The sequence below is a fragment of the Mesorhizobium sp. P3_B5 genome, assembly GCF_056402815.1.
This window is the reverse complement of record NZ_JBFUGR010000001.1, coordinates 196,668-220,701: the sequence shown is the minus strand read 5'-3', so window position 1 is coordinate 220,701 and position 24,034 is coordinate 196,668. Positions and strand designations below refer to the sequence as shown.

General features: G+C 62.6%; 24 protein-coding genes. 20 read left to right on the top strand and 4 right to left on the bottom strand.

Features of this window, described 5'->3' with window-relative positions; all coding sequences use genetic code 11:
* The first annotated feature begins 94 nt into the window (after positions 1–94).
* The 12 genes from AC1DVW_RS01035 (at position 95) to AC1DVW_RS00980 (ending at position 13,201) form a co-directional block, all read left to right on the top strand.
* Positions 95–1,207: a pyridoxal phosphate-dependent aminotransferase gene (locus AC1DVW_RS01035; protein ID WP_477320739.1), complete on the top strand. Its 1,113-nt coding sequence runs from the start codon at positions 95–97 to the stop codon at positions 1,205–1,207.
* A 78-nt stretch (positions 1,208–1,285) separates the two neighbouring features.
* Complete coding sequence (locus tag AC1DVW_RS01030) at positions 1,286–1,570, top strand: acylphosphatase (RefSeq protein ID WP_477243870.1); 285 nt, start codon at positions 1,286–1,288, stop codon at positions 1,568–1,570.
* A gap of 73 nt (positions 1,571–1,643) precedes the next feature.
* Positions 1,644–2,267 (top strand): TetR/AcrR family transcriptional regulator, encoded by a 624-nt coding sequence (locus AC1DVW_RS01025; protein ID WP_477320738.1) that lies wholly within the window; start codon positions 1,644–1,646, stop codon positions 2,265–2,267.
* Positions 2,257–3,420, top strand: a complete 1,164-nt coding sequence (locus tag AC1DVW_RS01020; protein WP_477320737.1) for an isovaleryl-CoA dehydrogenase — start codon at positions 2,257–2,259, stop codon at positions 3,418–3,420. Before AC1DVW_RS01025 ends, AC1DVW_RS01020 begins: the two co-directional genes overlap by 11 nt.
* A gap of 1 nt (position 3,421) precedes the next feature.
* The gene (locus AC1DVW_RS01015) at positions 3,422–5,029 is read left to right on the top strand and encodes a carboxyl transferase domain-containing protein (RefSeq protein ID WP_477320736.1); all 1,608 of its coding nucleotides are present in this window, start codon (positions 3,422–3,424) and stop codon (positions 5,027–5,029) included.
* A 1-nt stretch (position 5,030) separates the two neighbouring features.
* Positions 5,031–5,561: an O-acetyl-ADP-ribose deacetylase gene (locus AC1DVW_RS01010; protein ID WP_477320735.1), complete on the top strand. Its 531-nt coding sequence runs from the start codon at positions 5,031–5,033 to the stop codon at positions 5,559–5,561.
* Positions 5,562–5,681: 120 nt separating this feature from the next.
* Positions 5,682–6,056 (top strand): hypothetical protein, encoded by a 375-nt coding sequence (locus tag AC1DVW_RS01005; RefSeq protein ID WP_477320734.1) that lies wholly within the window; start codon positions 5,682–5,684, stop codon positions 6,054–6,056.
* Between the two features lie 120 nt (positions 6,057–6,176).
* Positions 6,177–8,141, top strand: coding sequence for an acetyl/propionyl/methylcrotonyl-CoA carboxylase subunit alpha (locus tag AC1DVW_RS01000; RefSeq protein ID WP_477320733.1), 1,965 nt, complete (start codon positions 6,177–6,179; stop codon positions 8,139–8,141).
* A gap of 453 nt (positions 8,142–8,594) precedes the next feature.
* Complete coding sequence (locus AC1DVW_RS00995; RefSeq protein ID WP_477243856.1) at positions 8,595–9,092, top strand: Csu type fimbrial protein; 498 nt, start codon at positions 8,595–8,597, stop codon at positions 9,090–9,092.
* A 41-nt stretch (positions 9,093–9,133) separates the two neighbouring features.
* Positions 9,134–9,850 carry a fimbrial biogenesis chaperone gene (locus tag AC1DVW_RS00990; RefSeq protein ID WP_477244036.1) on the top strand — a complete coding sequence of 239 codons (717 nt, stop codon included), beginning with the start codon at positions 9,134–9,136 and terminating at the stop codon, positions 9,848–9,850.
* Positions 9,822–12,239 (top strand): fimbria/pilus outer membrane usher protein, encoded by a 2,418-nt coding sequence (locus AC1DVW_RS00985; RefSeq protein ID WP_477320732.1) that lies wholly within the window; start codon positions 9,822–9,824, stop codon positions 12,237–12,239. Before AC1DVW_RS00990 ends, AC1DVW_RS00985 begins: the two co-directional genes overlap by 29 nt.
* 14 nt (positions 12,240–12,253) lie before the next feature.
* Entirely contained in the window at positions 12,254–13,201 is a 948-nt protein-coding gene (locus tag AC1DVW_RS00980; RefSeq protein ID WP_477243852.1) for a Csu type fimbrial protein, read from the top strand.
* Between the two features lie 146 nt (positions 13,202–13,347).
* On the opposite strand, the gene AC1DVW_RS00975 is transcribed toward AC1DVW_RS00980, so the two are convergent.
* Positions 13,348–14,469, bottom strand: coding sequence for a branched-chain amino acid ABC transporter substrate-binding protein (locus AC1DVW_RS00975; protein ID WP_477243850.1), 1,122 nt, complete (start codon positions 14,467–14,469; stop codon positions 13,348–13,350).
* 421 nt (positions 14,470–14,890) lie between these two features.
* Positions 14,891–15,157 carry an SEL1-like repeat protein gene (locus AC1DVW_RS00970; protein ID WP_115145099.1) on the bottom strand — a complete coding sequence of 89 codons (267 nt, stop codon included), beginning with the start codon at positions 15,155–15,157 and terminating at the stop codon, positions 14,891–14,893.
* A gap of 438 nt (positions 15,158–15,595) precedes the next feature.
* Here AC1DVW_RS00970 and AC1DVW_RS00965 point away from each other — a divergent pair, with 438 nt between their 5' ends.
* The 6 genes from AC1DVW_RS00965 to AC1DVW_RS00940 all read left to right on the top strand — a co-directional run bounded on the left by AC1DVW_RS00965 (position 15,596) and on the right by AC1DVW_RS00940 (position 19,832).
* Positions 15,596–15,937 (top strand): DUF2147 domain-containing protein, encoded by a 342-nt coding sequence (locus AC1DVW_RS00965; RefSeq protein WP_477243847.1) that lies wholly within the window; start codon positions 15,596–15,598, stop codon positions 15,935–15,937.
* A 228-nt stretch (positions 15,938–16,165) separates the two neighbouring features.
* Positions 16,166–16,324 carry a hypothetical protein gene (locus AC1DVW_RS00960; RefSeq protein ID WP_477243845.1) on the top strand — a complete coding sequence of 53 codons (159 nt, stop codon included), beginning with the start codon at positions 16,166–16,168 and terminating at the stop codon, positions 16,322–16,324.
* A 54-nt stretch (positions 16,325–16,378) separates the two neighbouring features.
* A complete protein-coding gene (locus tag AC1DVW_RS00955) occupies positions 16,379–16,573 on the top strand; it encodes a hypothetical protein (protein ID WP_477243843.1) in 195 nt (64 codons plus the stop codon).
* Between the two features lie 176 nt (positions 16,574–16,749).
* Entirely contained in the window at positions 16,750–18,210 is a 1,461-nt protein-coding gene (locus AC1DVW_RS00950; RefSeq protein ID WP_477244034.1) for an AMP nucleosidase, read from the top strand.
* Positions 18,211–18,285: 75 nt separating this feature from the next.
* Positions 18,286–19,302 carry an endonuclease/exonuclease/phosphatase family protein gene (locus AC1DVW_RS00945; protein WP_477320731.1) on the top strand — a complete coding sequence of 339 codons (1,017 nt, stop codon included), beginning with the start codon at positions 18,286–18,288 and terminating at the stop codon, positions 19,300–19,302.
* A gap of 137 nt (positions 19,303–19,439) precedes the next feature.
* A complete protein-coding gene (locus AC1DVW_RS00940) occupies positions 19,440–19,832 on the top strand; it encodes a hypothetical protein (protein ID WP_477320730.1) in 393 nt (130 codons plus the stop codon).
* A 13-nt stretch (positions 19,833–19,845) separates the two neighbouring features.
* On the opposite strand, the gene AC1DVW_RS00935 is transcribed toward AC1DVW_RS00940, so the two are convergent.
* Together AC1DVW_RS00935 and AC1DVW_RS00930 are read right to left on the bottom strand one after the other, a co-directional pair.
* Positions 19,846–20,445, bottom strand: coding sequence for a DUF922 domain-containing Zn-dependent protease (locus tag AC1DVW_RS00935; protein WP_477320729.1), 600 nt, complete (start codon positions 20,443–20,445; stop codon positions 19,846–19,848).
* Positions 20,446–20,511: 66 nt separating this feature from the next.
* Positions 20,512–22,191: an electron transfer flavoprotein-ubiquinone oxidoreductase gene (locus tag AC1DVW_RS00930; protein WP_477320728.1), complete on the bottom strand. Its 1,680-nt coding sequence runs from the start codon at positions 22,189–22,191 to the stop codon at positions 20,512–20,514.
* Positions 22,192–22,398: 207 nt separating this feature from the next.
* On the opposite strand from AC1DVW_RS00930, the gene AC1DVW_RS00925 reads away from it, so the two are divergent.
* Both AC1DVW_RS00925 and AC1DVW_RS00920 read left to right on the top strand, forming a co-directional pair.
* Entirely contained in the window at positions 22,399–23,043 is a 645-nt protein-coding gene (locus AC1DVW_RS00925; protein ID WP_477272079.1) for a hypothetical protein, read from the top strand.
* 38 nt (positions 23,044–23,081) lie between these two features.
* A complete protein-coding gene (locus AC1DVW_RS00920) occupies positions 23,082–23,963 on the top strand; it encodes a uracil-DNA glycosylase (protein ID WP_477320727.1) in 882 nt (293 codons plus the stop codon).
* Positions 23,964–24,034 lie beyond the last annotated feature (71 nt).

Genomic DNA, 24,034 nt, shown 5'->3' with positions numbered 1-24,034 from the left:
GGCAGCTCTGGCCCGACTTCCAGTCGCGTTGGCAACTTGCACCGGCAAAGCCGGCACGCTAGCAAGAAGGCCCGTTTCAACCGAGCCTTTTGCCATGCGCCAGCGCCCTCCCCTCACGCCGCTCATCGGCGCGCTTCCCTCTACGGTGCCGTTTGTCGGCCCGGAGGCGCAGGAGCGCGACCGCGGCCGGGCGTTTCGCGCTCGTATCGGCGCCAACGAGAGCAGTTTTGGGCCGTCGCCGCGCGTCATCGCTCGCATGGCCGGCATTGCCCGCGACATGTGGATGTATTGCGACCCCGACAATCACGATCTGAAGGTTGCCGCGGCCGGCCATCTCGGCGTCGGCGTCGAAAACGTCGTTATCGGCGAAGGCATTGACGGGCTGCTCAGCCTGGTGGCGCGCATGTATGTGGCGCCTGGCGACGCCGTGGTGACCTCGCTTGGCGCCTATCCGACCTTCAATTTTCACATTGCCGGCGTCGGCGGCCGGCTGGTCGCGGTTCCCTATGAGAACGATCGGGAGAGCCTGGACGGCCTCCTGGCGGCGGTCGTCAAGGACAAGGCGCCACTGGTCTATCTCTCCAACCCCGACAATCCGATGGGCAGTTGGTGGGAAGCGGCCGAGCTTATCCGCTTCATCGAAGCGCTGCCCGAAACCACCATGCTGGTGCTCGACGAGGCCTATGGCGAGTTGGGGCCTGCAACGGCGCTACCGCCGATCGATATTTCGCGGCCGAACGTCATTCGCATGCGCACTTTCTCGAAGGCCTACGGGCTGGCCGGCATACGCTGCGGCTATGCAGTGGCCGAGGCACAGGTGATTCGCGATTTCGAAAAAATCCGCAATCATTACGGCGTCAGCCGCATGGCGCAGATCGCCGGTGTCGAGGCGCTTGCCGACCAGGACTATCTCGGAACCGTGGTGGCGCGGGTCGCGGCCGGTCGCCGGCGCATCGGCGGGATCGCCGAGGCGAACGGGCTGAAGCCGCTGCAATCAGCAACGAACTTCGTCACCATCGATTGCGGCCATGATGGCGCCTTCGCGCTGAAAGTGCTGCAGGGCTTGCTGTCGCGCGACGTGTTCATCCGCAAGCCGATGGTGCCGGTGCTCGACCGCTGTATTCGGGTCAGCGTCGGCCTCGACAACGAGCTCGATATTTTTGCCGAGGAACTGCCCGGCGCGCTGGCCGCCGCGCGGGGCAACTAGTCCGCCGGCCCGTCGTCGCCGTTCAAGCCTGTTGCTTTCGTTCGATCCTGCGCCAGACTCTGTGCATGGGAGAGAGCGATGGATGATCGGCAAAGGGCAGTACAGGCGCGCGTACACGGCAAGGTGCAGGGTGTCGGCTACAGGATCTGGGTGCGAGGCGAGGCGACGGAGTTGGGCCTTGCCGGTTGGGTGCGAAACGAAAGGGACGGCTCGGTCACGGCATGGCTTGCCGGCGCCGAGGCGTCGGTCTCGACAATGATCGAACGTCTGCGAAAGGGCCCGCCGGGTGCCTGGGTTTCGCGGATCGATGTCGAGGAACTCGAGGGGTGGAGCGCACCTGTCGGCTTCCGGATCGTCGCATAGGCATGCCTGGATTGACCGCCACTTGAATTAATTGAACGTTCGTTTTATTATCGCATCTCCTCGCGAGGCGATCATGGCGCGCACCACCGGTTCCGATGGCGAAAAGACCGAAGCTGCCGTCCGCGAGGCGGCGGTCAGCCTGATCGCGCGCTTCGGCTATGAGGCGATGTCGATGCGCCAGCTCGCCACCGAGGTCGGCGTGCAGGCGGCGGCGCTCTATCGCTATTTTCCCACCAAGGAAGACCTTTTGTTCACGCTGATGCGAGAGCACATGGAAGGGCTGATCGAGGCATGGGATACGGCAAGGCCCGGCACTGCCGATCCGACGGCGCGGCTTGCCGCCTATGTCGAGAACCATATCGCCTTCCATATCGGGCGTCGCCATTCAACCCATGTCTCAAACATGGAATTGCGTAGCCTGTCGCATGACCGCCTGACGCAAATCCTGCGGATGCGCACGGCCTATGAAAAGGAATTGCGCGCCATATTGCGTGACGGCGCAGAGAAGGGCGCCTTCAGCATCGACGACACCGGACTGACCGCCATGGCGCTGATCCAGATGATGACGGGCGTCATCGTCTGGTTCCGGCCGGGCGAGCGGCTGTCGATCGCTGAAGTCACCACAACATATCTTTCAATGACAATGCGGCTCGTCGGCGCGAATATTGGCGGCAGGGAGGATGGCCATGTACACTAACACGCTCAGCTTCGGGCATGACGAAGACATCGAGGCGCTGCGCGACCTGGTGCGCCGCTTCGCGCAGGACAGGATCGCGCCGCTAGCCGCCGAGATCGACCGCTCGAACGAATTCCCGGCGCATCTGTGGGCGGAACTCGGCGCGCTCGGCCTGCTCGGCATCACCGCCGATCCCGATTTCGGCGGCACCGGCATGGGCTATCTCGCCCATGTGATCGCGGTGGAGGAGATTTCGCGCGCCTCGGCCTCGGTCGGCCTGTCCTATGGCGCTCACTCCAATCTCTGCGTCAACCAGATCAACCGCTGGGCGACGCCGGCGCAGAAGGAAAAATATCTCCCCGCTTTGTGCTCGGGCGAAAAGGTCGGCGCGCTGGCGATGTCGGAATCCGGCGCCGGCTCCGACGTCGTGTCGCTCAAGCTGCGCGCCGAAAAGCGCAACGACCGCTATGTGCTCAACGGCACCAAGATGTGGATCACCAACGGCCCCGAAGCCGAAACGCTTGTCGTCTACGCCAAGACCGACCCGGAACGCCGTTCGCGCGGCATCACCGCCTTCATCATCGAAAAAGCCTTTGCTGGCTTTTCCGTGGCGCAAAAGCTCGACAAGCTCGGCATGCGCGGCTCCAACACCGGCGAGCTGGTGTTCGAGAATGTCGAAGTGCCGTTCGACAATGTGCTGCACGAAGAAGGGCGTGGCGTCGAAGTGCTGATGTCGGGTCTCGACTATGAGCGCACGGTGCTCGCCGGCGGTCCGATCGGCCTGATGGCGGCATGCCTCGACGTGGCGATCCCCTATGTGCACGAGCGCAAGCAGTTCGGCCAAGCGATCGGCGAATTCCAGCTGGTGCAAGGCAAGCTTGCCGACATGTACACGGTGATGAACGCCGCGCGCGCCTATGTCTATGCCGTTGCCGCCGCTTGCGACCGCGGCCAGACCACGCGCAAGGACGCCGCCGGCTGCGTGCTGTTTGCCGCCGAGAAAGCGACGCAGATGGCGCTCGACGCGCTGCAGCTCTTGGGCGGCAATGGCTACATCAACGACTATCCGACCGGCCGGCTGTTGCGCGACGCCAAGCTCTACGAGATCGGCGCCGGCACCAGCGAAATCCGCCGCTGGCTGATCGGGCGGGAAATCATGGCGGAGAGCGTCTGAGATGCCAGTCCTCACCTCTGAGATTTCCCCCGCCTCCGACACCTTCCGCGCCAATGCCGAGCGCATGCGGGCGCTGGTCGCCGACATTGCGGAAAAAGCGGCCAGCGTCGAGCGCGGCGGCTCGGACGAGGCGCGTGAGCGGCACGTTTCGCGCGGCAAGCTTCTGCCGCGCGAGCGCCTCGCGCAACTGCTCGACACCGGTTCGCCCTTCCTCGAGATCGGCCAATTCGCGGCATGGTCGATGTATGGCGAAGAGATCTCGGCGGCGGGCATCATTGCCGGCGTCGGCCGCGTCGAAGGCACCGAGGTGATGGTCGTGGTCAACGACGCCACGGTGAAGGGCGGCACCTATTATCCGCTGACGGTGAAGAAGCATTTGCGGGCGCAGGAGATCGCACTGCAGAACAATCTGCCTTGCGTCTATCTCGTCGACAGTGGTGGCGCCAATCTGCCCAACCAGGACGAGGTGTTTCCCGACCGGGATCATTTCGGCCGCATCTTCTACAACCAGGCCAACATGTCAGCGGCGGGCATTCCGCAGATCGCCTGCGTCATGGGTTCGTGCACGGCGGGCGGCGCCTATGTGCCGGCAATGTCGGACGAGACGATCATGGTGCGCAACCAGGCGACCATTTTTCTCGGCGGTCCGCCGCTGGTGAAGGCCGCCACGGGCGAGGATGTCAGTGCCGAGGATTTGGGTGGCGCCGATGTGCACACAAGGCTGTCTGGTGTTGCCGACCACTATGCGCTGGACGACGAGCATGCGCTGGCGATCGCGCGCCGCATCGTCAAAAACCTCAACCGGCGCAAGTCCGTCAGCCTGGCCTTACAGCAACCGGCTCCGCCACTTCACGACGCGCGGGAACTCTACGGCATCGTGCCGACGGATCTGCGCCGGCCCTATGATGTGCGCGAGGTGATCGCGCGCGTCGTCGACGGCTCCGAGTTCGACGAGTTCAAGCAGAATTACGGCACCACTCTGGTCACCGGCTTTGCCCATTTGCAAGGCATGCCGGTCGGCATCATCGCCAACAATGGCGTGCTGTTTTCGGAGAGCGCTGTGAAGGGCGCGCATTTCATCGAGCTGTGCTGCCAGAGGAAAATCCCGCTGATCTTCCTGCAGAACATCACCGGCTTCATGGTCGGGCGAAAATACGAGGCCGGCGGCATTGCCAAGGACGGCGCCAAGCTGGTGATGGCGGTCGCCACGGCACGCGTGCCCAAGGTGACGATGATCATCGGCGGCTCGTTCGGCGCCGGCAATTACGGCATGTGCGGTCGCGCCTATTCGCCACGTTTCCTGTGGATGTGGCCGAACGCCCGCATTTCAGTGATGGGCGGCGAACAGGCGGCAACGGTGCTGGCAGTGGTCAAGCGCGAGGGCATCGAGCGCAAGGGTGGCGAGTGGTCGCCAGAAGAGGAAGCGAAGTTCAAGAAGCCGATCCTGATGAAGTACGAACACGAGGGCCATCCGCTCTATTCCTCGGCGCGGCTGTGGGATGACGGCATCATCGATCCGGCGCGGACGCGCGAGGTGCTGGCGCTCAGCCTTTCGGCCGCGCTCAATGCCGAGATCGAAGAGACACGCTTCGGCGTGTTCAGGATGTGAGATGAGCGAGATCGGCGACCGGATCCGCGTTCACACCGGCGACATCACCAAGCTTGCGGTCGATGCCATCGTCAATGCCGCCAATTCCTCGCTGCTGGGCGGCGGCGGCGTCGACGGCGCCATTCACCGGGCGGCCGGGCCAGAGCTCTTGGCTGAATGCCGAATGCTGAACGGCTGCAAGATCGGCGAGGCCAAGCTGACCAAGGGCTATCACCTGCTGGCACGCTACATTATCCACACGGTCGGACCGGTCTGGCAAGGCGGCGGCAAAGGCGAAGCAGAACTGCTCGCCTCCTGCTATATCAGGTCGCTTGAGATCGCCCGCGCTCATGATTGCCGGACCGTGGCGTTCCCAGCGATCTCGACCGGTGTCTACCGCTATCCAAAGGACCAGGCGACGCAGATCGCCGTAAGCACGGTGAGTGACTTCATCGGCAGCAATGCCCTTCCGGAAACCGTTGCTTTCTGTTGCTTCGACCAACAGACGGCAGAACTATACCGGCAGGCCGTTGCTGCCCTTGGCGGAGCCTAATCTGAATGGAGAAGATGGTTCATCCAGCTGTGCAGAAGCAATTTTCGGTGAGCAGGCTGGCGGCGCTGGAGAATAGGCGCTATTGCTCGTCCCGCATTGGGCAACGGGGATGGGGTAAAGATGAGGCTGAAATATTCGGGCAAGACGACTGCGTCGATACTTGCAGGCTTGCTTATATTCGTAGTACCCGGCGTCGGCGCCGCGGCATCGCTGGCGGGAAGCAAGGGCGACACTCATTTCTATCCGTATTTACCGAAAAACCCGAAAGACCAGTGCACCAGGGCTTACAACGCCTATGTGGCGGCAGGCGGCCATTCGGCCTACGCGACCACGCCCTATGCCCGGATCCGTTCGTTGTACATCATCTGCGGCTCGGGCTTGAATGCACCGTCACGGAAAGCTGCCGAAGAACGAGCGATGAAATCCTGCGAGGCCGCCCGCAGCCATTACAAGGTCATTACAGGGGCGGGCTGCGAAGTCGCCGCTTCCAAGTAGAGCAGGCCTTCCTTCCCGACGCTTTGACAACGGCCGGGCTGCATCGCAGGGTGCGGCGATGAGAAAGCTTGCACGGATAGGCCGGCTGGACAGCGCCCAATCTCTGCTCCGGGAGGCTCCATGTTCGGCAAGATCCTGATCGCCAATCGCGGCGAGATCGCCTGCCGGGTGATCCGCACGGCGCGCAAGATGGGCGTGCGCACCGTCGCCGTCTATTCCGACGCCGACGCCAAAGCGCTGCATGTCGCGATGGCCGATGAGGCGGTGCATATCGGCGCCTCTCCGGTCGGTGAAAGCTATCTGCGCGGCGACAAGATCGTCGCCGCAGCCTTGGCGACGGGTGCGCAAGCGATCCACCCCGGCTACGGCTTTCTCTCGGAAAATCCTGACTTCGTCGACCAGGTGGTGATGGCGGGGCTGATCTTCATCGGTCCATCGGCGGCATCGATCCGCGCCATGGGGCTGAAGGACGCGGCCAAGCGACTGATGGAGAAGGCCGGCGTGCCGGTGGTGCCGGGCTATCATGGCGAGGCGCAGGAGATCGTGCTGCTCGCCTCCAAGGCGCGCGAGATCGGCTATCCCGTCTTGATCAAGGCGCGCGCCGGCGGCGGCGGCAAGGGCATGCGGCGGGTCGACCATCCCGACGATTTTGCCGAAGCACTGTCGGGGGCGCGTCGCGAAGCGAAAGCCGCCTTCGGCGACGACCGCGTGCTGGTCGAGAAATATGTCGACAAGCCGCGCCACATCGAGGTGCAGGTGTTCGGCGACAATTTCGGCAACGCCGTGCATCTTTTCGAGCGCGACTGCTCGGCGCAGCGCCGCCACCAGAAGGTGATCGAGGAAGCGCCGGCGCCCGATATGACGCCGGCATTGCGCAAGGCGATGACGGACGCGGCGGTCAAGGCGGCCAAGGCGATCAACTATTCCGGCGCCGGCACCATCGAGTTCATCGTCGATGCCTCGCAAGGGCTGAAGGCGGATCGCTTCTGGTTCATGGAAATGAACACCCGCCTGCAGGTCGAGCACCCGGTCACCGAAATGGTCACCGGCACCGACCTGGTCGAGTGGCAGCTGCGCGTGGCCGCCGGCGAGAAGCTGCCGAAGACGCAGAGCGAGATCGCGCTTTCCGGCCATGCCTTCGAGGCGCGCGTCTATGCCGAGGATGCGGCAAAAGGTTTTTTGCCGGCGACGGGCACGCTGCATCATCTGAAGTTTCCCGACAGCGCACCCGAGGGCGCCACCATGCGCATCGAAACCGGCGTGCGGGCCGGCGATGCTATCTCGCCCTTCTACGATCCGATGATCGCCAAGCTGGTTGTCCACGCAAAGGACAGGCAGGCCGCTCTCGACGCGCTAGGCACAGCGTTGGCGCAGACCGAGATCGCCGGCTCGACCGTCAACACCGCGTTTCTGGCGGCGCTTGCTGCCGACGCGGATTTTTCCGCCGGCGATGTCGACACCGGCCTGATCGGCAGGCATCAGCAGGCGTTGACTGCCATTCCGCCACCAACGGCTGAGACCATTGCGGCCGCCGCGCTTGCCGCCTCCGGCGCGGGCGAGCAGGCGCCGTCCGACGATCCGTGGTCGTCGCTCGCCGGCTATGCGCATTTCCACACTGTGGCACGGCGTACGCGGCTGAAGTTCGGCGAGGACGATATTGTAGCGCGCGTTTCAGTGCGGCCAGACGGACGCTTCGAGGTAGCGCTGGATGCGCCCTATGAAAGCGTCAATTCGCATGAGCTCCGCGCCGCCCCTCGCCTTGCCCGCTGGCCCGGCCACGTCACCGTTTTCGAAGGCGCGGTCGGCTACAGTTTCACCGTGCCCGATCCGCTGGCGCGAACCGACGAGGCGGCTGCCAGTTCCGGCAGCCTGCGCGCACCGATGCCGGGCCTGGTCAAGCTGGTGCGTGTGGCAAAGGGCGATGCCGTGACCAAGGGACAACCGCTGCTGATCCTGGAAGCGATGAAGATGGAGCACACGATTGCCGCAAGCCATGACGGGATGATCGCCGAGATCGCCGCGGAGGGCGCGCAAGTCACAGACGGCACGGTGCTGGTGCGCTTCGCCGAAGAGCCGAACGCCTAGGGCCTGTTCCCTCCTAATGCGGGAGGGCTCGGTCTCAGTGTTTGAGCGCAATCTTTTTCGAAGACCGGCTTCCACTTTTCGCTGCGCGAACCCTTTGTTCGAGGGCCATGCCCTGGACAAGGGCGGGCTTTGGTGCGGCATTTGACGGCGCATTGGACGCCCCCAACAAAACAAGCAAGATCACGACAGCCAGCGGCTAGTTGCCCAATAAGATATAAAATACAAATCTAGAGATTAATATCGATATTATCGATATTACAGATGATTCCGCGATCTTTTCACAGCAGAAGTGCGTACATCTTAACAAAAGGCCTCCATCTTGTGCATTGCCCTGACGTTTGCTTTAGAATTGTTAATACATTATGCTCTATTTAGAGTTTGGTAACTGCAAACAAGGGCTTAGCGTTAACGGAATCAGGCGGATTTCCTTACGCGACCTTACGAGGGAACCCCATGAAGAGCTCAATCAAAGCGCTCGCTTTGACTGCCGTATTGCCGCTGCTGTGGTTCAGCCCGGCGCAGGGAGCGACGGCTAGCGGCAACATGACGGTCCGGATCACCATCCAGGCGGAATGCAAGGTTCAGACCGCGACCGATATGGATTTCGGCACGAAAGGTGTCATTGACGCCAATGTCGACCAGACCAGCATCATTTCAGTGCAATGCACCACCGGCACGCCCTACAATGTCGGCCTGGGCGCTGGAGCTGGCTCCGGGGCGACGATCGCCGTCCGCAAGATGACCAGCCCAGCTTCCGCGGTCATCAACTACTCGCTTTATCGCGACGCAGGGTATGCCCAGGTATGGGGCACGACCATCGGCACCGATACGGTATCCGGCACCGGCAATGGCGCCCTGCAACCGTTGACGGTCTATGGGCGGGTTCCGCCGCAATCAACGCCTGGCGCGGGTGTCTACACAGACACGGTTGCGATTACTGTCACCTACTAGCGTTCTGTCAGACTTGTGTGCTGTCAAACAAGGAGGACGCCATGCGTTCCGTGCTCAAAGGCATTGGCGCGATTGCGCTTTTGTTTCTCGCGCCTGGTCTGGCGCAAGCAGCGTCGCTTCGAGTGGCGCCGACCAACATCGAGATGATCGCGCCGGACAGCGCGGCGGCCCTGACCCTGCGCAATGAGGCCAAAAAGCCCATCAACGTTCAGATGAGAGTATTTCGCTGGACGCAACAGGATGGCATCGAACGACTTGAGCCGACCAGCGATGTCGTTGCCAGTCCCCCGGCTGCAAAGCTTGGCCCTGGGGCCAACTATCTGGTGCGGGTCGTGAGGGTATCCAAAGCACCCGTTGCCAGCGAGGAAAGCTACCGGGTGATCATCGACGAACTTCCCGATCCGTCAAGGAAGAAGGCCGGCACCGTCAGCCTGGTGTTGCGCTATTCGGTCCCAGTGTTCTTTCGCAATGCCGAGGCGGCTGCTCCAAATGTTTCCTGGAGCCTGTCGGGCAAGGGCCGCGGGCTGCTGCTGACAGCAAGAAACACAGGCCAAAGCCGCTTGAGATTGTCCGATTTGACGCTGACGCAAGGTGGTCGAAAGCTCGGCAGCCGCATCGGTCTTGTCGGCTACGTGCTCGGCGGTGCGACCATGCAATGGCCGATCGCGGGGAAGGCGCTTTCAGGCGGGGCGGTTTCGCTGTCAGCCCAGAGCGATTTTGGACCCTTCGATGCCAAAGTTGCGATCAAAGGCCAATAGGGTCGCTATCACCATTGTCGTGGCCGCATTTTCCACCATGCAGGTCAAAGCCCAAGATGTGTTGCCGGCGCCCGCGATAACGGACGTCGCAGCAGCTTCAGCCGAGAGCCGCGATCTTTATCTGGAAGTCTTCGTCAATGATGTCTCGACCGGGTTGATCGGCGCTTTCAAGCAGCTGCCGGATGGCGGCCTGGCTTCTACGCCGGAGGAATTGCGGGAGGTTGGACTGGAACCTGTCGAAAGTGCGATGGGGTCCGATCACCTGGTGCGGGTCGATCGGCTGCCAGACGTCTCCTATCGTATCGATGAAGCGACGCAACGTCTCTATGTGACGGCCACCGATGCGGCACGCTCTGCCCGCATCATCGACATTGGCCAGCAGGGAAAGCAGGACAGGCTCAAGCCGCAATCCGGCTTTGGCGGCGTGCTGAACTACTCCTTGTTCGCCAGCACCAACGATCTGAAGGATCATACCGCGCAGCTCTTTCGCGGCGTCTCAGGCGGTTTCGACGCGCGGCTTTTCAGCCCTTACGGAACGTTGAGCCAAGGCTTCATCACCAGCCTGTCCGATGGCGATCTTGCCGGCTTCACCCGGCTGAACACGACCTGGAGCTATTCCGATCCCGGGCGGCTGCTGACCTACAAAGCGGGTGACTTCGTCTCGGGCGGGCTGGCGTGGACAAGGCCCGTGTATCTCGGCGGCTTTCAGGTCCGGCGCAATTTTTCCTTGCGTTCCGACCTGATCACCTTGCCGCTTCCAAGCTTCTCGGGAACCGCTGCCGTCCCCTCCACGCTCGAGGTCTACACACAGAATGCGCGGACCTACACCAGCGACGTCCCGGCCGGGCCGTTTCAGGTGACGAACCTGCCCGTCTTCACCGGAGCGGGCCAGGCCCAGATCGTCCTGCGCGACAGCCTCGGCCGCGAAACCACCGTGACGTTGCCGTTCTATAATTCCAGCATGCTGCTGAGGCGGGGCCTGCTCGATTTCTCCGCCGAAGTCGGCACTCCGCGGCGCAATTTCGGTGTCGAATCCGGTGACTATGACGGTGGCATCTATGGTTCGGCAAGCGCGCGCTACGGGTTGACCAACTGGCTGACGCTGGAAGGCCACGTCGAGGGCGGCGAAGATCTTGCGAATGGCGGCGCTGGCGTGGCGTTCCCGCTCAGCTATTTCGGCGCAGCCTCCATTGCCGCGGCAGGCAGCCGCCACGGCGGCCAGACGGGCGGGCTCGTCAACGCCTCGCTTGAGATGAGCTACAATGGATGGTCGGTCTACGGCCGCATCCAGCGCGCGTTCGGCGACTACGCGGACATCGCGTCGGTTACCGCCGACATCGACCCTATACCCGGCCCGGACGAGTTCTTCAGCGCCGGCGTTCCTCGCGCGCTTGACCAGGTGACACTGAGCGTGCCGATGCCGCTTGATTTTTCAAACCTCAACCTCTCCTACGCGCACATTAAGAGCGCCGAGGGAGACAGCAGCCAGATCGTCGGCGTTTCCTACAGCCAGACGGTGTTCAAGGACAGCAGCTTCTATGCCACTGCTTTCACCGACCTTGACGACAAAAACAGCTTTGGCGTGTTCGCGGGCATCTCCGTTCCGCTCGGCGGCGATGTCACAGCCTCGACCGGGGTCGCCGACGGTCCCGATGGCGTGTCGGTGGTCGCCGACATCGCTAAGTCCGAACGGCTGGAGAACGGCAGCATCGGCTGGCGTGCGAGGACGTCAGAGGGCGGCACGCCAAACCGCTCGGCTGCCGTCAGCTACCGTTCGCCATGGGCGCGCATGGAGGCCGGCGTCCAGCAATTCGACAAGAGCCTTCGTGGAACCCTGGGGGTCGACGGGGCAATCGCCGTCGCCGGCGGCGGCATTTTTGCGACCAACCACATCAACGACGCGTTCGCCGTTGTCGATGTCGGTGTTGCCGGCGTGGAAGTCCAGCACCAGAACAGGCCGGTCGGCGTCAGCAACCGGCAGGGGAAGATCCTGGTTCCCGATCTGAACTCCTACGAGGACAACACCATTTCCATCGATCCAAGGAACCTGCCGGTCGATGCGGATGTGCCGGAGACGCGCAAGATCGTCATGCCGGCCGATCGCAGCGGTGTCGTCCTTGATTTCGGCGTTTCAAAGGCGGCCGATGCAGCACTTGTCTCCCTGGTCGACAGCAAAGGCCTGCCGATCGCCGTCGGCGCCAAGGGCCGGGTCGAGGGCGCCGACGAGGAATTTGTGATCGGCTATGATGGCGAGGCCTATATCCGCACCCTTCACCATCAAAACGCTGTGGCCATTGAATTGCCGGATGGCGGCTCATGTCGAGCCGAATTCGCCTATCGAGCGGAACCCGGCCAACAGGTGGTCATCAAGGACGTCATCTGTTTTTGAGGCAAGGACGAACAATGCGCCGTTTCGCTATGCTGCTGGCCATCTTGCTCTTGCCCACCGTTGCCTGGGCTCAAACCTGCAACTTTGCTGTATCGGCGATGAATTTCGGCTCGGTTGACACGCTTTCCGGTTCGCCAAACAATTCAACGGCCACACTCAACGTGTCCTGCAGTGGATTGTTGTTGACGCGCATCCTCATCTGTCCAAATCTGGGGACGGGCAGCGGCGGCGCGACGGGTGCGACCCGTCATATGCTGAGCGGCGCCAATACTCTCGGCTACCAGCTTTATTCGGATCCCCCGACCTCGTCAGTGGTGTGGGGCTCCTATGCGTGGCCGTCTGCGCCGACGGTGCCGGGCTTTGCGCTGGTGCTGGACGCGCTCGGCAGCGGTTCCGCCAGCCGGACCATCTATGGCACGGTATTGGGCGGACAGGCTACCGCGGTGCCGGGGACCTATCTCTCGACATTTTCGGGAATCCCCCATGTCGAGTTCCGCTATCGAGCCAGCGTCCTCAGCAACGATTGCAGCACCAGCGCAGGCTCCGTCGACAGCCCCACATTCACGATCAACGCGACCGTGGCGGCCAATTGTCTGCTGGCAATCCAGAACATCGATTTCGGATCGACCGGCATCCTGGGCGCCAATGTCGATGCGACCGGCGGGGTTACCATCACCTGCACCCCGGGGACGCCGTACACAGTGTCGCTCAACAACGGAGCGAACGGTTCGGCCCCGGCCGCGCGCAAGATGAAAAAGGGCGCGGAAACCGTAACCTACGGCCTCTACAAGGATAACGCACGCAGCCAGGTGTGGGGCGACGCAGCGACGCCGGGCAGCACGGTTGCGGGAACCGGCAGCGGTGCGGCGCAGAATCTGACCGTCTACGGCCGCGTGCCCGCGCAAACGACACCCTCGGCCGGCCTCTACACAGACACAGTCGTCGTGACCGTGACTTACTAAAGCGCGTCGACGCGCTTTAAGTCTTTGTTTTTATGCATCTCGTTGTCCCAAAGCCGCTGCACACTTTTGGGCGACATGCATTACCTCCGCACAGCAAAACGCCGCGCGCCCGAGAGGACGCGCGGCGTTTCAGGCAACGGCTTCTATCAGGGCTGGATCGGCGCGTATTTGCCGTCGTGCCACTGGTTGATGTCGTAGCTGGCGTTCTTCAAGTCGCCCTTCTCGTCGAAGGTGACCGAGCCTACGACGGTGCTGATCGGCGTGCCGTTCTTCAGCGCTTCGGCGACCTTTGCCGGGTCGTCGCTGCCGGCACGCTTGATGCCCTCGGCGAAAGCCTGGACCACGGCATAGGAGAACAGAGTGAAGCCCTCCGGCACGAAGCCGCCGGCCTTGATCTTGGCAATGGCTTCCTTGGCTTCAGGCTTGGCCTGCGGATCCGACGGGAAGACGAACATCGTGCCTTCACCGGCCGGGCCGGCAACCTGCCAGAATTCCGGCGAGGCGATCGAGTCCGGCATGATCAGCTGGAACTTGACGCTCTGTTCCGCCGACTGGCGCAGGATCAGGCCGGCCTCCGGATGGTAGCCGCCGAAATAGACGACATCGGCCTTGAGGTCCTTCAGCTTGGTGACGAGAGCCGAATAGTCCTTGTCGCCGGCATTGATGCCTTCGTAGAGAACCTCGTTGAGGCCACCGGCATTCATCGTCGCCTTGACGGCATCGGCCACGCCCTGCCCGTAGGCGCTCTTGTCATGCAGGATGACGACGTTCTTGCCGGCATATTTCTTGGCGATCCAGGGGCCGATGAAAGCGCCCTGCGCATCGTCGCGCGTATAGAGGCGCATGATGGTCGGCCAGCCGGCCTTCGCCGCTGCATCGGTCAGCACCGGGTTGGAAGAGGCCGGGCTCATCATCAGCGCGCCGGCTTCGGCATAGACGGCGGAAGCCGGAATGCTTGAGCCCGAGCAGGCGTGACCGTCGATGAACTTGGTGCCGTTGGCGACAATACGGTTGGCTACCGACACCGCCTGCTTGGGATCGCACTGGTCGTCCTGGACGTCGAGCTTGATCTGGCGACCTTCGACACCGCCGGCGGCGTTGATTGCGTCGACGGCCGCTTGTGCGCCTTGCTTGAACTGATCGCCAATGGTGGCCAGCTGACCAGTCATCGGCCCGACCACCGAAACGGTGATGTCGTCGGCGAAAGCGATCGGTGCGCTCATCATCAGGCCGACTATGGCCGCGTTCAAAATACTCAATTTTTTCATGGTGATCCTCCCACTCTCGCGCAGCCGTTCCAGCCGCGCTTCTTTCAGAAGGCGGGACAATTTCATCCTTCACCGGATATGTCTTGGCGCATCGGCGGCGCGCGATTGGGCCTGCAATGAGACGGCTAGACCGTGCTCAGCGATTTGCAAGGGCCTGGAAAGTAAAAAGCCGCGCCAGCCTTGTTTCGGCCGGTCGCGGCTTTTTGCCGATCGAGCTGTCCCCAAACGCCCCCGCGCCCGAAACCCGATCGCTTCCCTGTTTTTCGCGCGGCTTGGCCGTATGAGGCCTGCCTCGTTCTTGGTCTTGTTAGCGCAGCCGTCTTCACGCGGCCTTGTCCCTGGTGGGCGGCCGTCTTCTCGCGGCCTTGACCCAAAGTGTTCCCGCCCTTGATCCCAGTCCCCTTGCAGGGGACCCAGAAACTCAGTGCATGGTCATCCATTCGCGGGCTTCGCGCAGCGCCCTGGCGATCTCGACCTTCGACATGGCGGCCGACAGTTCCGAGCGCAGTTCCGCGGCGCGGGCCGAGCCCTTGATGGCGGCAATGTTGAACCATTTGTGGGCGGCGACGACGTCGGTCTCGCAATCGCGGCCGGTCGCATACATCATGCCCAGTTCGAAAAGAATGTCGGCCTGGGCAGTTGCCCCCATGGCGCCGAAGCCGGCTTCAAGCATTTCAAAACGTGCCATTTTAGTCCCCTGTTCTGGCTCCCGAGAGCTGCTTCCTTCTGCCCCTCGGTATCCCTTGGGCGGCTGCTCTTCCGATGCTTCCGAGAATGCAGCGGAGGCTTGAATCCGTCGTTAAATGGCGTGCTTAATTTGAGGAAAACAAAGCTAAAACAAGAGGTAAACGCGGAAATTCGTTAAGGATACAAAGCCAGCAATCGCGCCGCTTCGTGCCAAATTTGACGAAAATTTGTGAGGCGCGGGTCAAGACTCCGCTAACCACGGCAGACAAAGGCAGCAGGCGGAACGTTTCATTTCTGCTGCGACGAGAGCGGTTTGGGCGGCGTGAGAAATCCCGAAACCTTCCGTGGCGGCACCGCTTTTGTTTTGCCTGGAGGTGGATTAGCTTACGTTTGCGTAAGGGGCGGAGGAGCACCCCCGGACCCAACAGGGAGGACAGATATGTTTCGAAGAGTGAGCTTGGCCCTCGCGGCCACAGTGATGATGGCCGGGGCGGCATGGGCCGACCCGATCGAAGGCAACTGGAAGACGCAGGCCGGTTCGACGGCGGAGATCGCCGGCAGCAGTGCGTTTTCAATCACGCTCAAGTCCGGCAAACATGCCGGCAAGAACATCGGTTCGTTCAAGGCAGCAGGCGCCAACAAATACACTGGCACCATAACCGACCCGGACACCGACAAGACCTATTCCGGCAAGGCGACGCTTTCAGGCACCTCGCTCAAGATGAGTGGCTGCGTGCTCGGTGGCCTGATCTGCAAGAGCCAGACCTGGCACAAGCTCTGATTGTCAGCATTTCCACTGAATGAGGACGGGGCCTTCAGAGGCCCCGTTTTCGTTTCACCGACGACAGTCCCACACGGCTGGACCTGGCGTCGCTCGCGGCATCGAAACCGGGACCGGTTGCGCCGCCAAAACATCGTCAATCAATTTGAACCGCAGATGAACGCCGGCATCAGAGCCGGTTCAGTTGCATCAGGGCATTCTCATGCGTGTTGAAGGAGACACCACGCAATGCTCGCCCGCCGCTTCACCATCGTCTGCCTGCTGATGAGCCTGTTTGGAATGTTCTTCGCCATCCTCGTCGCCGAGGCCGGCCGTCCGGCTCGCTCCTGGGATGTAGCCAGTTCCAATTCCTGCCGGTTCGGTTGCCCGAGCCACCTGCGCAACTGAACCATTTTCGCCCCTGAAACGACAAAGACCTAGAGAGAGAAAAAAGCAAAAGCCATGAACCGGATCGCCGCCAACGCCATGAAGACCCTTCGGCTCCTGCCGCGGGCGGCGCTCATCCTGACGGTGCTTTCAGCCCCCGTTCTGGCCGTGCCGACGATGCGCTCCAATGCCGACACCACGATCGAAGCGCCGGCACAGAAGAACCACGGCGTTGGCTTCGTGCTGCTGGTCAGCCTGCAACGCGGATAAGTGTCCTTGTCATAGTGCATGTCGTTCTCCCAAACCCGCCGCGGACATGGGATCAGAAAAAGAAAAACGACGCTTTGGCCGGGTTCGGCCACCACACCCCTCCCAACTGCACATCCAAGTCTCTATATTGAGCCATGGAAAAGCGAATCTATCCCCAAGCCATCGAATCGGTCGTCATGCCGGAGCCTTTTGGGCGGCAAAGCTTCACTGACGCCAAAAAAGCTGTCGCGGCGCTGCAGGTCCTTTACGACCGCAACACCAAGTTCCTGCGCGACTCGTTTGCGGCGCTGGCCGAAAGCGGCGACAGTAGCAAGCGCTACCGCGCCTTCTATCCGGAGATCGGCGTCACCACGAACTCGTTCACACAGATCGACTCACGGCAGGCCTATGGCCATATGCCGACGCCGGGGCATTTCTCCACCACCATCACCCAGCCGGCTTTGTTCGAAAGCTATCTCACCGAACAGCTGCGCCTGATCATGCGCAACCACGGCGTTCCGGTCACGGTCTCGGAATCGACCACGCCGATCCCGTTGCATTTTGCCTTCCTCGAAGGCACCCATGTCGACGGCGCGGCTGCCGAGCGCATCAAGCGGCCGATCCGTGACCTGTTCGACGTGCCGGATCTCGACGGCACCGACGACCAGATCGCCAATGGCACGTTCGAAGTGGCTTTTGGCGAGCCAAGGCCGCTGGCGCCGTTCACGGCGCAACGCATCGACTATTCGCTGCACCGGCTGTCGCATTATACGGCGACGACGCCGCAGCATTTCCAGAACTTCGTGCTGTTCACCAACTACCAGTTCTATATCGACGAATTCGTCGCCCGCGCCCGCGAGCTGATGGCCAAGGGCGGCGACGGCTATGCCGAATTCGTCGAGCCGGGCAACGTCATCACCAAGGCCGGACAAAGCGCGCCCAGCGAAGGCGTGGCGGCGGCGCGCCTGCCGCAGATGCCGGCCTATCATCTGAAGAAGCCGAACCATGGCGGCATCACTATGGTCAATATCGGCGTCGGTCCTTCCAACGCCAAGACGATCACCGACCATATCGCCGTGCTGCGGCCGCATGCCTGGCTGATGCTCGGCCACTGCGCCGGCCTGCGCAACACCCAGGCGCTTGGCGACTATGTGCTGGCGCACGCCTATGTCCGGGAGGACCATGTTCTCGACGACGACCTGCCGGTCTGGGTGCCGATACCGCCGCTGGCCGAGATCCAGGTGGCGCTGCAGGAAGCGGTCGCCGAGGTCACCGGCCTGTCCGGCTACGATCTCAAGCGCATCATGCGCACCGGCACCGTCGCCACCATCGACAACCGCAACTGGGAACTGCGCGACCAGCGCGGGCCGGTGCAGCGGTTGTCGCAGTCGCGGGCGATCGCCCTCGACATGGAATCGGCGACCATCGCCGCCAATGGCTTCCGCTTCCGGGTGCCTTACGGCACGTTGCTTTGCGTCTCAGACAAGCCCTTGCATGGCGAACTGAAGCTGCCGGGCATGGCGACCGAATTCTACAAGCGGCAGGTGGCGCAGCATCTGACCATCGGCATCAGGGCGATGGAAAAGCTCGCCGAAATGCCGATGGAGCGGCTACACTCGCGCAAGCTCAGAAGTTTTTCGGAGACGGCGTTCCAGTAGGACAAGGGACATTTCGTCATCTTGATTGAGCCGTATTTCTGCCGATAACGACACAAGATGGCACGGACCCGGAACATGGCGATATCGCTGGCATTCATCGCAATGCTCGCCTGCTCGGTCGCGCTGGTGGCCGGGTTTTTCGGCTTCCTGCACCCGGCCTTCGATTCCTTCGCGCATTTCCGCGTCCATCTGGCCGTACTGATGGCGCTTTGCGCGCTGCCGTTGCTCGCCACCTCGTTTCGTCTGCAGGCGGCTGTRGCCCTGCTGTTTGCCGTGGCCGCCTTCGTCACCACGTCGAACACCTTGCCGCGGCTGTGGCAGGTCCAGGCGGCCTACGAAGCCACGCCTGGCGACCAGATGGTCTACCGGCTGCTGCAGATGAATTTGCGCTTCGACAATCCGACGCCGAAAAAGGTGCTGTCGCTGATCGGCCGGACCAATCCCGACGTGATCACCCTCGACGAGGTGTCGGGGATGTGGACGACCGAGCTTGGCTATATCACCAGCGCGTACCCATACCGGATCCTGTGCCCCTACCCCAACGGCGTGTTCGGCGTAGCCCTCTTGTCCAGGCGGCCGTTTGCCGCCGGCACCGAGCCGTTTTGCGAGCGGCGCGGTGCGATGGCCATCGCCAAGGTCGATTTCGGCGGCATCGGCGTCGATGTCGCGGCCATCCATCTCAGCTGGCCATGGCCGCGCGAGCAGGCCTGGCAGATCGGCGAATTGTCGGAGCCGCTGGCCTCGCTCGGCGAGACGGCGATCATGGCGGGTGACTGCAATGCGGCGCCATGGAGCGCGGCGGTGCGGCGCGTCGCATCGCTTGGCCAGCTGACCGTCATGCCGTCGGCAGGGCCGACCTGGATCTACATCAAGCTGCCGGATTTCCTGCGGCGCTTCGTCGGGCTGCCGATCGACCAGGTGTTCAGCAAGGGTGCGGTCATCATCCATTCTGCCGCGAGGCTGGAAGATACCGGCTCCGACCACCTGCCGGTATTGGTGGAATTCTCGCTACGCTCGGACGGGCAAAAGCCTGATGACGAGGACGAAACCGCGACCGTCTCCCTGACATTGCCTGGCCGGACGCGCGGCTGAAGGGCCCCCGCGCTTTGAGTCCTCGTTCCATGCATGTCGTTTTGCCAAAACCGCTGCGCACTTTCCGGCGAAATGCATTGCATTGACCTGCGGCAAATATTTAGGAAGTTGACAGGATCGGCAGCGGGGAATGCACCATGCGCATCAAGCAAAGAGCGAATTTGCTAGGCCTGTGTTCGGTGGCCATCTTTCTGCTCGCATCGATCGTGTCATCAAGCGCGGAATCCTATTCCAAACTGCAAAGCGACGGATACAAGACGAGCAAGCTGACGCACGGTGCATCGGGCTCGCTGGGCTGGATCGTCTCCAATGGCGAGAAGAAATTCTTCTGTCGGATCCGGGTCGCGCATGCCTATGTAGGCAAGACTGGCATGGTGGCCATTACCTCTTCAGGCCGGCAGATCGGTTTGAACCGGAAAGTGTATGAAAAATATGCCGGCGGATTCGATCAATCCGCCCCACAACTTTCCGACTTGAAGGCTGGCAGACCCAACGCGCGCGATGTCGGCAATTGCAGCCCGGCGAAATGAGCCGAGCGCCCGTTTACCAGCCCACCAAAGCATTGATGAGGTGCTCGACATGGCCGCCGTCGCGATGCTCGCGCACGTCGAAAGCCACCTGCTTCGCCTCATACTGAGCATAGACGGCGGCGATACGCCGCCGTGCCTCGTTGCGTGTCCTGTTGCAGAATGGATCGCCGGCAAATTTCAGGCCGCGAACCGATTTCTCGCTGGCCCGCATCATCTCCCTGGCGATGCGGCCATGGCTCTCTTCATGGGCGCGAACGCCAGCAAAAAACCGATCCCAGCGCCTCTGCAGCGCCGGCGTCGCGGTCGAGGCGACGTGAGGAAAAGTGTAGGTGAGATTGAGCGTTCCATTGGCCTGGCGCAGTTGGCAGGCGCCGTTGCTGTGGCTGACGTCGAAGTCCCAATCCACAGTGTAGGCGGTCTGCGCGATGGCGCGGGTCATGAAGCCGTGCTTCGGCCCCCTGCGGTCCATGGCCACGACCAGCCCGGCACCTGTGGTTCCGGTGATGTCGTAAGTCCGCGTTTTGACCAGCACCTTCGTGCCGGCGGAGGCTGCCGGCGCCAAGCCACATACGGCGCCGATCGCTAAAAGGCACGTCAGAACTGCCAGTCGCATGGTCGTCTCTCCGTGTCGGCAGAGAAAGAAACACATGCAGGCGGCAGTTTCAACAGTCCTGGTGTCTCACATGCCTTGGTAGACCGGGCCTTCGCCGCCCTGTGGCGGCACCCAGTTGATGTTCTGGTTCGGATCCTTGATGTCGCAGGTCTTGCAGTGGACGCAATTCTGCGCGTTGATGACGAAGCGCACATCCTTGGCCGCGGGGTCGGCGGCGGCGTTGCCGTCCTTGTCGACCCATTCATAGACGCCGGCCGGGCAATAGCGCGTCGAGGGCCCGGCGAAGACATCATGCTCGGAGCGCTGCTGCAGGGCCATATCGCCAACCAGCAGATGCACCGGCTCGTTTTCCTCATGGTTGGTGTTGGACAGGAACACCGACGACAGCCGGTCGAAAGTCAGCACGCCGTCTGGCTTGGGATACACGATCTTCTCGTGCTTGGCGGCCGGCTCCAGCGTCGCATAGTCGGCCTTGCCGTGCTTCAGCGTGCCGAAGGGCGAGAAGCCGAACAGCGTGTTCAGCCACATGTCGAGGCCGCCAATGCCGACGCCGATGATGGTGCCGAAGCGCGACCATAGCGGCTTGACGTTGCGCACCTTCTTCAGGTCCTTGCCGATGTCGGTGGCCCGCCACGCCGCTTCGTAAGAGGCCAGCTCATCATTGGCGCGCCCGGCGCCGATTGCCTGGGCGACATGCTCGGCCGCCAGCATTCCCGACAGTACGGCATTGTGCGAGCCCTTGATGCGCGGCACGTTGACGAAGCCCGCGGCGCAACCCATCAGCGCGCCGCCGGGGAAGGAGAGTTTCGGCACCGATTGCCAGCCGCCTTCGGTGATGGCGCGCGCGCCATAGCCCAGCCGCTTGGCGCCGGCGAAGGTGCCGGCGATTGCCGGATGGGTCTTGAAGCGCTGGAACTCCTCGAACGGCGACAGCCAGGGGTTTTTGTAGTTGAGGTGGAGGACGAAGCCGACCGCCACCTGATTGTCCTCGAGATGATAGAGGAACGAGCCGCCACCGGTCTTCATGTCGAGCGGCCAGCCGAAGGAATGCTGAACCAGGCCGGGCTTGTGGTTCTCCGGCTTGACCTGCCAGAGCTCCTTGAGGCCGATGCCGTATTTGCCTGGCTCGCGGCCGTCGGAAAGCTTGTATTTGGCAATCAGCTGCTTGGCCAGCGAGCCGCGCGCGCCCTCGCCGATCAGCACATATTTGCCCATCAGCGCCATGCCCGGCGCAAAGCCCGGACCGTGCGTGCCGTCCTTCTCGACGCCCATGTCGCCGGTGACGACACCGGTGACAGCGCCGGCCTCGTTGTAGAGCAGGCCGACTGCGGCAAAGCCCGGATAGATCTCGACGCCGAGCGCCTCGGCCTTGGTCGCCAGCCAGCGGCAGACATTGCCGAGCGAGACGATGTAGTTGCCGTGATTGTTCATCAACGGCGGCATCAGGAAATTGGGCAGACGGAATGAGCCGGCAGGCCCGAGCACCAGGAAATGGTCGTCGGTGACCGGCGTCTTGAAGGGATGTCCCTCGTCCTCGCGCCAGCCCGGCAACAGCCGGTCGATGCCGATCGGATCGACGACGGCGCCGGACAGGATGTGGGCGCCAACCTCGCCACCCTTTTCCAGCACGACGACGGAAAGCTCGGGGTTGACCTGCTTGAGACGGATCGCGGCGGCCAGCCCTGCCGGGCCGGCGCCGACGATGACCACGTCGAATTCCATGCTTTCGCGTTCGATATCGCTCATCAACCCCTCCGCGCTGGCTTACTGCACTGACGCATCTTGCTGGCTCATGCGCTGCATAGCGCATCAATCCGCGACAGGAAACCGGCGCGGACGTGACAATGCCGATTTCGCCAAAAAGTCGCGGATAACATCCGTTTCGTCCCCGCCTGCAAGCAATTCCCACATTTTAATTGTTCGACGGCTTGGATATCGGCCATACTTCGCGCCATGCGCATTCCTGAGCCATCCGGCTTTTCATCGACGCGCTTTTTTTCCACGCCCGGCCGGATGTGCCGCGTGCTGCTTTTGGCCCTTTCGACGCTGGCGCCCATAAGCGCCCATGCCGATCAGGTAAAAGTGTGGGCGACCGGAGCCTATTCCTTTTCCGATGAGCTTGGCGGCTTCCGTATCACCGGGGCTTCGGGCACCGGCACGAAGGAGGATCCGCTGGTCATCACCGAAGAGCTGAATTCGGCGACGCCGGTAACGCTGACCATCCGCACGACGAAGCCGATCCAGGCCTTCGGCGCTGCCGGCGATTTCGCCAACGGCGTCATGTACATGCGCATCGACGTGCTCAACAACAGCGGCCAGGCCTGGGTCGAGTTCCAGTTCGAGCTGCAGGAAATCCTCGACCGGCCGAGCGTGTTCGGCGACGGCCTGTCGTTCGACCAGCGCAACAAGACGCCCGACAACATCCGGTCGAGCAGTTTTGCCGATTTCGACCGCGACTTCGAACCCTATGACCGCTTGCTGTTCAAGAACGGCAAGATCGACCCGCTGAAGACCGGCAGCTTCGAATTCCTGATCACCGACTACACGCCGCGCTGGACGTTCTATCTGGTACAGGATCCGCGCATACCAACTGGCTGAACTTGCAAATTGCCGCTCGCCGGACGAATGTGCGCGGCATGACTGCCGCCTCCCCCAACAGCCCGACCGACATCGCCGACATCCTGGCCTTCTACGCCAGCGCCGGCGTCGATGAGGCGCTTGAGGAGCAGCCGGTGAACCGGTTTGCCGAGGCGGCGCCGAAGCCGCCTGAGCGGGCACCGGTGACAGCCGCGCCTGCCGGTGAGGCCGCCCCACAGCCACGCTCGACGAGCCTGTCGCGTGGCGAAGCCAGCAGCTTGCCGGATGCGCCGGCGCGCGCGCCGGCCACCACGGCTACGGTGCCCGACGAGGCGCAAGCGGCACTGGCGCGGCAGCTGGCGACAACGGCGGCAACCCTTGACGAGCTTCGCCAGCACATGGCGGCATTCGACGGTTGCAACCTCAAATTCACCGCCAAGAACCTGGTGTTCGCCGACGGCAATCCTGAAGCTTCGGTGATGCTGGTCGGCGAAGCGCCCGGCCGCGACGAGGATCTCGAGGGCCTGCCCTTCGTCGGCCGCTCGGGCCGGCTGCTCGACCGCATGCTGGCGGCGATCGGCCTCGACCGGACCTCGGTCTACATCGCCAATGTCATTCCCTGGCGCCCGCCAGGCAACCGCACGCCGACACCGCACGAGACCGAGATCTGCCGGCCGTTCATCGAGCGGCAGATCGAGCTGGTCAATCCGAAGGTGCTGGTCAATCTCGGCGGCCCTTCGGCAAAAACCTTGCTCAACACCAGCGAAGGCATCTTGCGGCTGCGCGGCAACTGGCGCGTCCACACCACGGCTTCGGGCATTGCCATTCCGGCCATGCCGACACTGCATCCGGCCTACTTGTTGCGGACGCCCGCGCACAAGAAGCTGGCTTGGCGGGATTTTCTTGAGGTGAAGGTGAAACTGCGGGGATTGGGTAACTAGTCAATCTCCCCCCTCGTGGGGGAGATGTCCGGCAGGACAGAGGGGAGCGAGAAGGAATGCCAGCCTCGCAA

What these genes read in the sequence shown, in the direction of transcription:
- AC1DVW_RS00940 (WP_477320730.1), top strand. Translation starts at nt 19,440, where the DNA reads ATGCGCATCAAGCAAAGAGCGAATTTGCTAGGCCTGTGTTCGGTGGCC.
- AC1DVW_RS00930 (WP_477320728.1), bottom strand. Translation starts at nt 22,191, where the DNA reads ATGAGCGATATCGAACGCGAAAGCATGGAATTCGACGTGGTCATCGTC.
- AC1DVW_RS00975 (WP_477243850.1), bottom strand. Translation starts at nt 14,469, where the DNA reads ATGAAAAAATTGAGTATTTTGAACGCGGCCATAGTCGGCCTGATGATG.
- AC1DVW_RS00995 (WP_477243856.1), top strand. Translation starts at nt 8,595, where the DNA reads ATGAAGAGCTCAATCAAAGCGCTCGCTTTGACTGCCGTATTGCCGCTG.
- AC1DVW_RS00955 (WP_477243843.1), top strand. Translation starts at nt 16,379, where the DNA reads ATGAACCGGATCGCCGCCAACGCCATGAAGACCCTTCGGCTCCTGCCG.
- AC1DVW_RS00980 (WP_477243852.1), top strand. Translation starts at nt 12,254, where the DNA reads ATGCGCCGTTTCGCTATGCTGCTGGCCATCTTGCTCTTGCCCACCGTT.
- AC1DVW_RS00985 (WP_477320732.1), top strand. Translation starts at nt 9,822, where the DNA reads ATGCCAAAGTTGCGATCAAAGGCCAATAGGGTCGCTATCACCATTGTC.
- AC1DVW_RS00965 (WP_477243847.1), top strand. Translation starts at nt 15,596, where the DNA reads ATGTTTCGAAGAGTGAGCTTGGCCCTCGCGGCCACAGTGATGATGGCC.
- AC1DVW_RS01025 (WP_477320738.1), top strand. Translation starts at nt 1,644, where the DNA reads ATGGCGCGCACCACCGGTTCCGATGGCGAAAAGACCGAAGCTGCCGTC.
- AC1DVW_RS01035 (WP_477320739.1), top strand. Translation starts at nt 95, where the DNA reads ATGCGCCAGCGCCCTCCCCTCACGCCGCTCATCGGCGCGCTTCCCTCT.
- AC1DVW_RS01030 (WP_477243870.1), top strand. Translation starts at nt 1,286, where the DNA reads ATGGATGATCGGCAAAGGGCAGTACAGGCGCGCGTACACGGCAAGGTG.
- AC1DVW_RS00925 (WP_477272079.1), top strand. Translation starts at nt 22,399, where the DNA reads ATGCGCATTCCTGAGCCATCCGGCTTTTCATCGACGCGCTTTTTTTCC.
- AC1DVW_RS01015 (WP_477320736.1), top strand. Translation starts at nt 3,422, where the DNA reads ATGCCAGTCCTCACCTCTGAGATTTCCCCCGCCTCCGACACCTTCCGC.
- AC1DVW_RS01020 (WP_477320737.1), top strand. Translation starts at nt 2,257, where the DNA reads ATGTACACTAACACGCTCAGCTTCGGGCATGACGAAGACATCGAGGCG.
- AC1DVW_RS00990 (WP_477244036.1), top strand. Translation starts at nt 9,134, where the DNA reads ATGCGTTCCGTGCTCAAAGGCATTGGCGCGATTGCGCTTTTGTTTCTC.
- AC1DVW_RS00960 (WP_477243845.1), top strand. Translation starts at nt 16,166, where the DNA reads ATGCTCGCCCGCCGCTTCACCATCGTCTGCCTGCTGATGAGCCTGTTT.
- AC1DVW_RS00920 (WP_477320727.1), top strand. Translation starts at nt 23,082, where the DNA reads ATGACTGCCGCCTCCCCCAACAGCCCGACCGACATCGCCGACATCCTG.
- AC1DVW_RS01010 (WP_477320735.1), top strand. Translation starts at nt 5,031, where the DNA reads ATGAGCGAGATCGGCGACCGGATCCGCGTTCACACCGGCGACATCACC.
- AC1DVW_RS00935 (WP_477320729.1), bottom strand. Translation starts at nt 20,445, where the DNA reads ATGCGACTGGCAGTTCTGACGTGCCTTTTAGCGATCGGCGCCGTATGT.
- AC1DVW_RS01000 (WP_477320733.1), top strand. Translation starts at nt 6,177, where the DNA reads ATGTTCGGCAAGATCCTGATCGCCAATCGCGGCGAGATCGCCTGCCGG.
- AC1DVW_RS00970 (WP_115145099.1), bottom strand. Translation starts at nt 15,157, where the DNA reads ATGGCACGTTTTGAAATGCTTGAAGCCGGCTTCGGCGCCATGGGGGCA.
- AC1DVW_RS00950 (WP_477244034.1), top strand. Translation starts at nt 16,750, where the DNA reads ATGCCGGAGCCTTTTGGGCGGCAAAGCTTCACTGACGCCAAAAAAGCT.
- AC1DVW_RS01005 (WP_477320734.1), top strand. Translation starts at nt 5,682, where the DNA reads ATGAGGCTGAAATATTCGGGCAAGACGACTGCGTCGATACTTGCAGGC.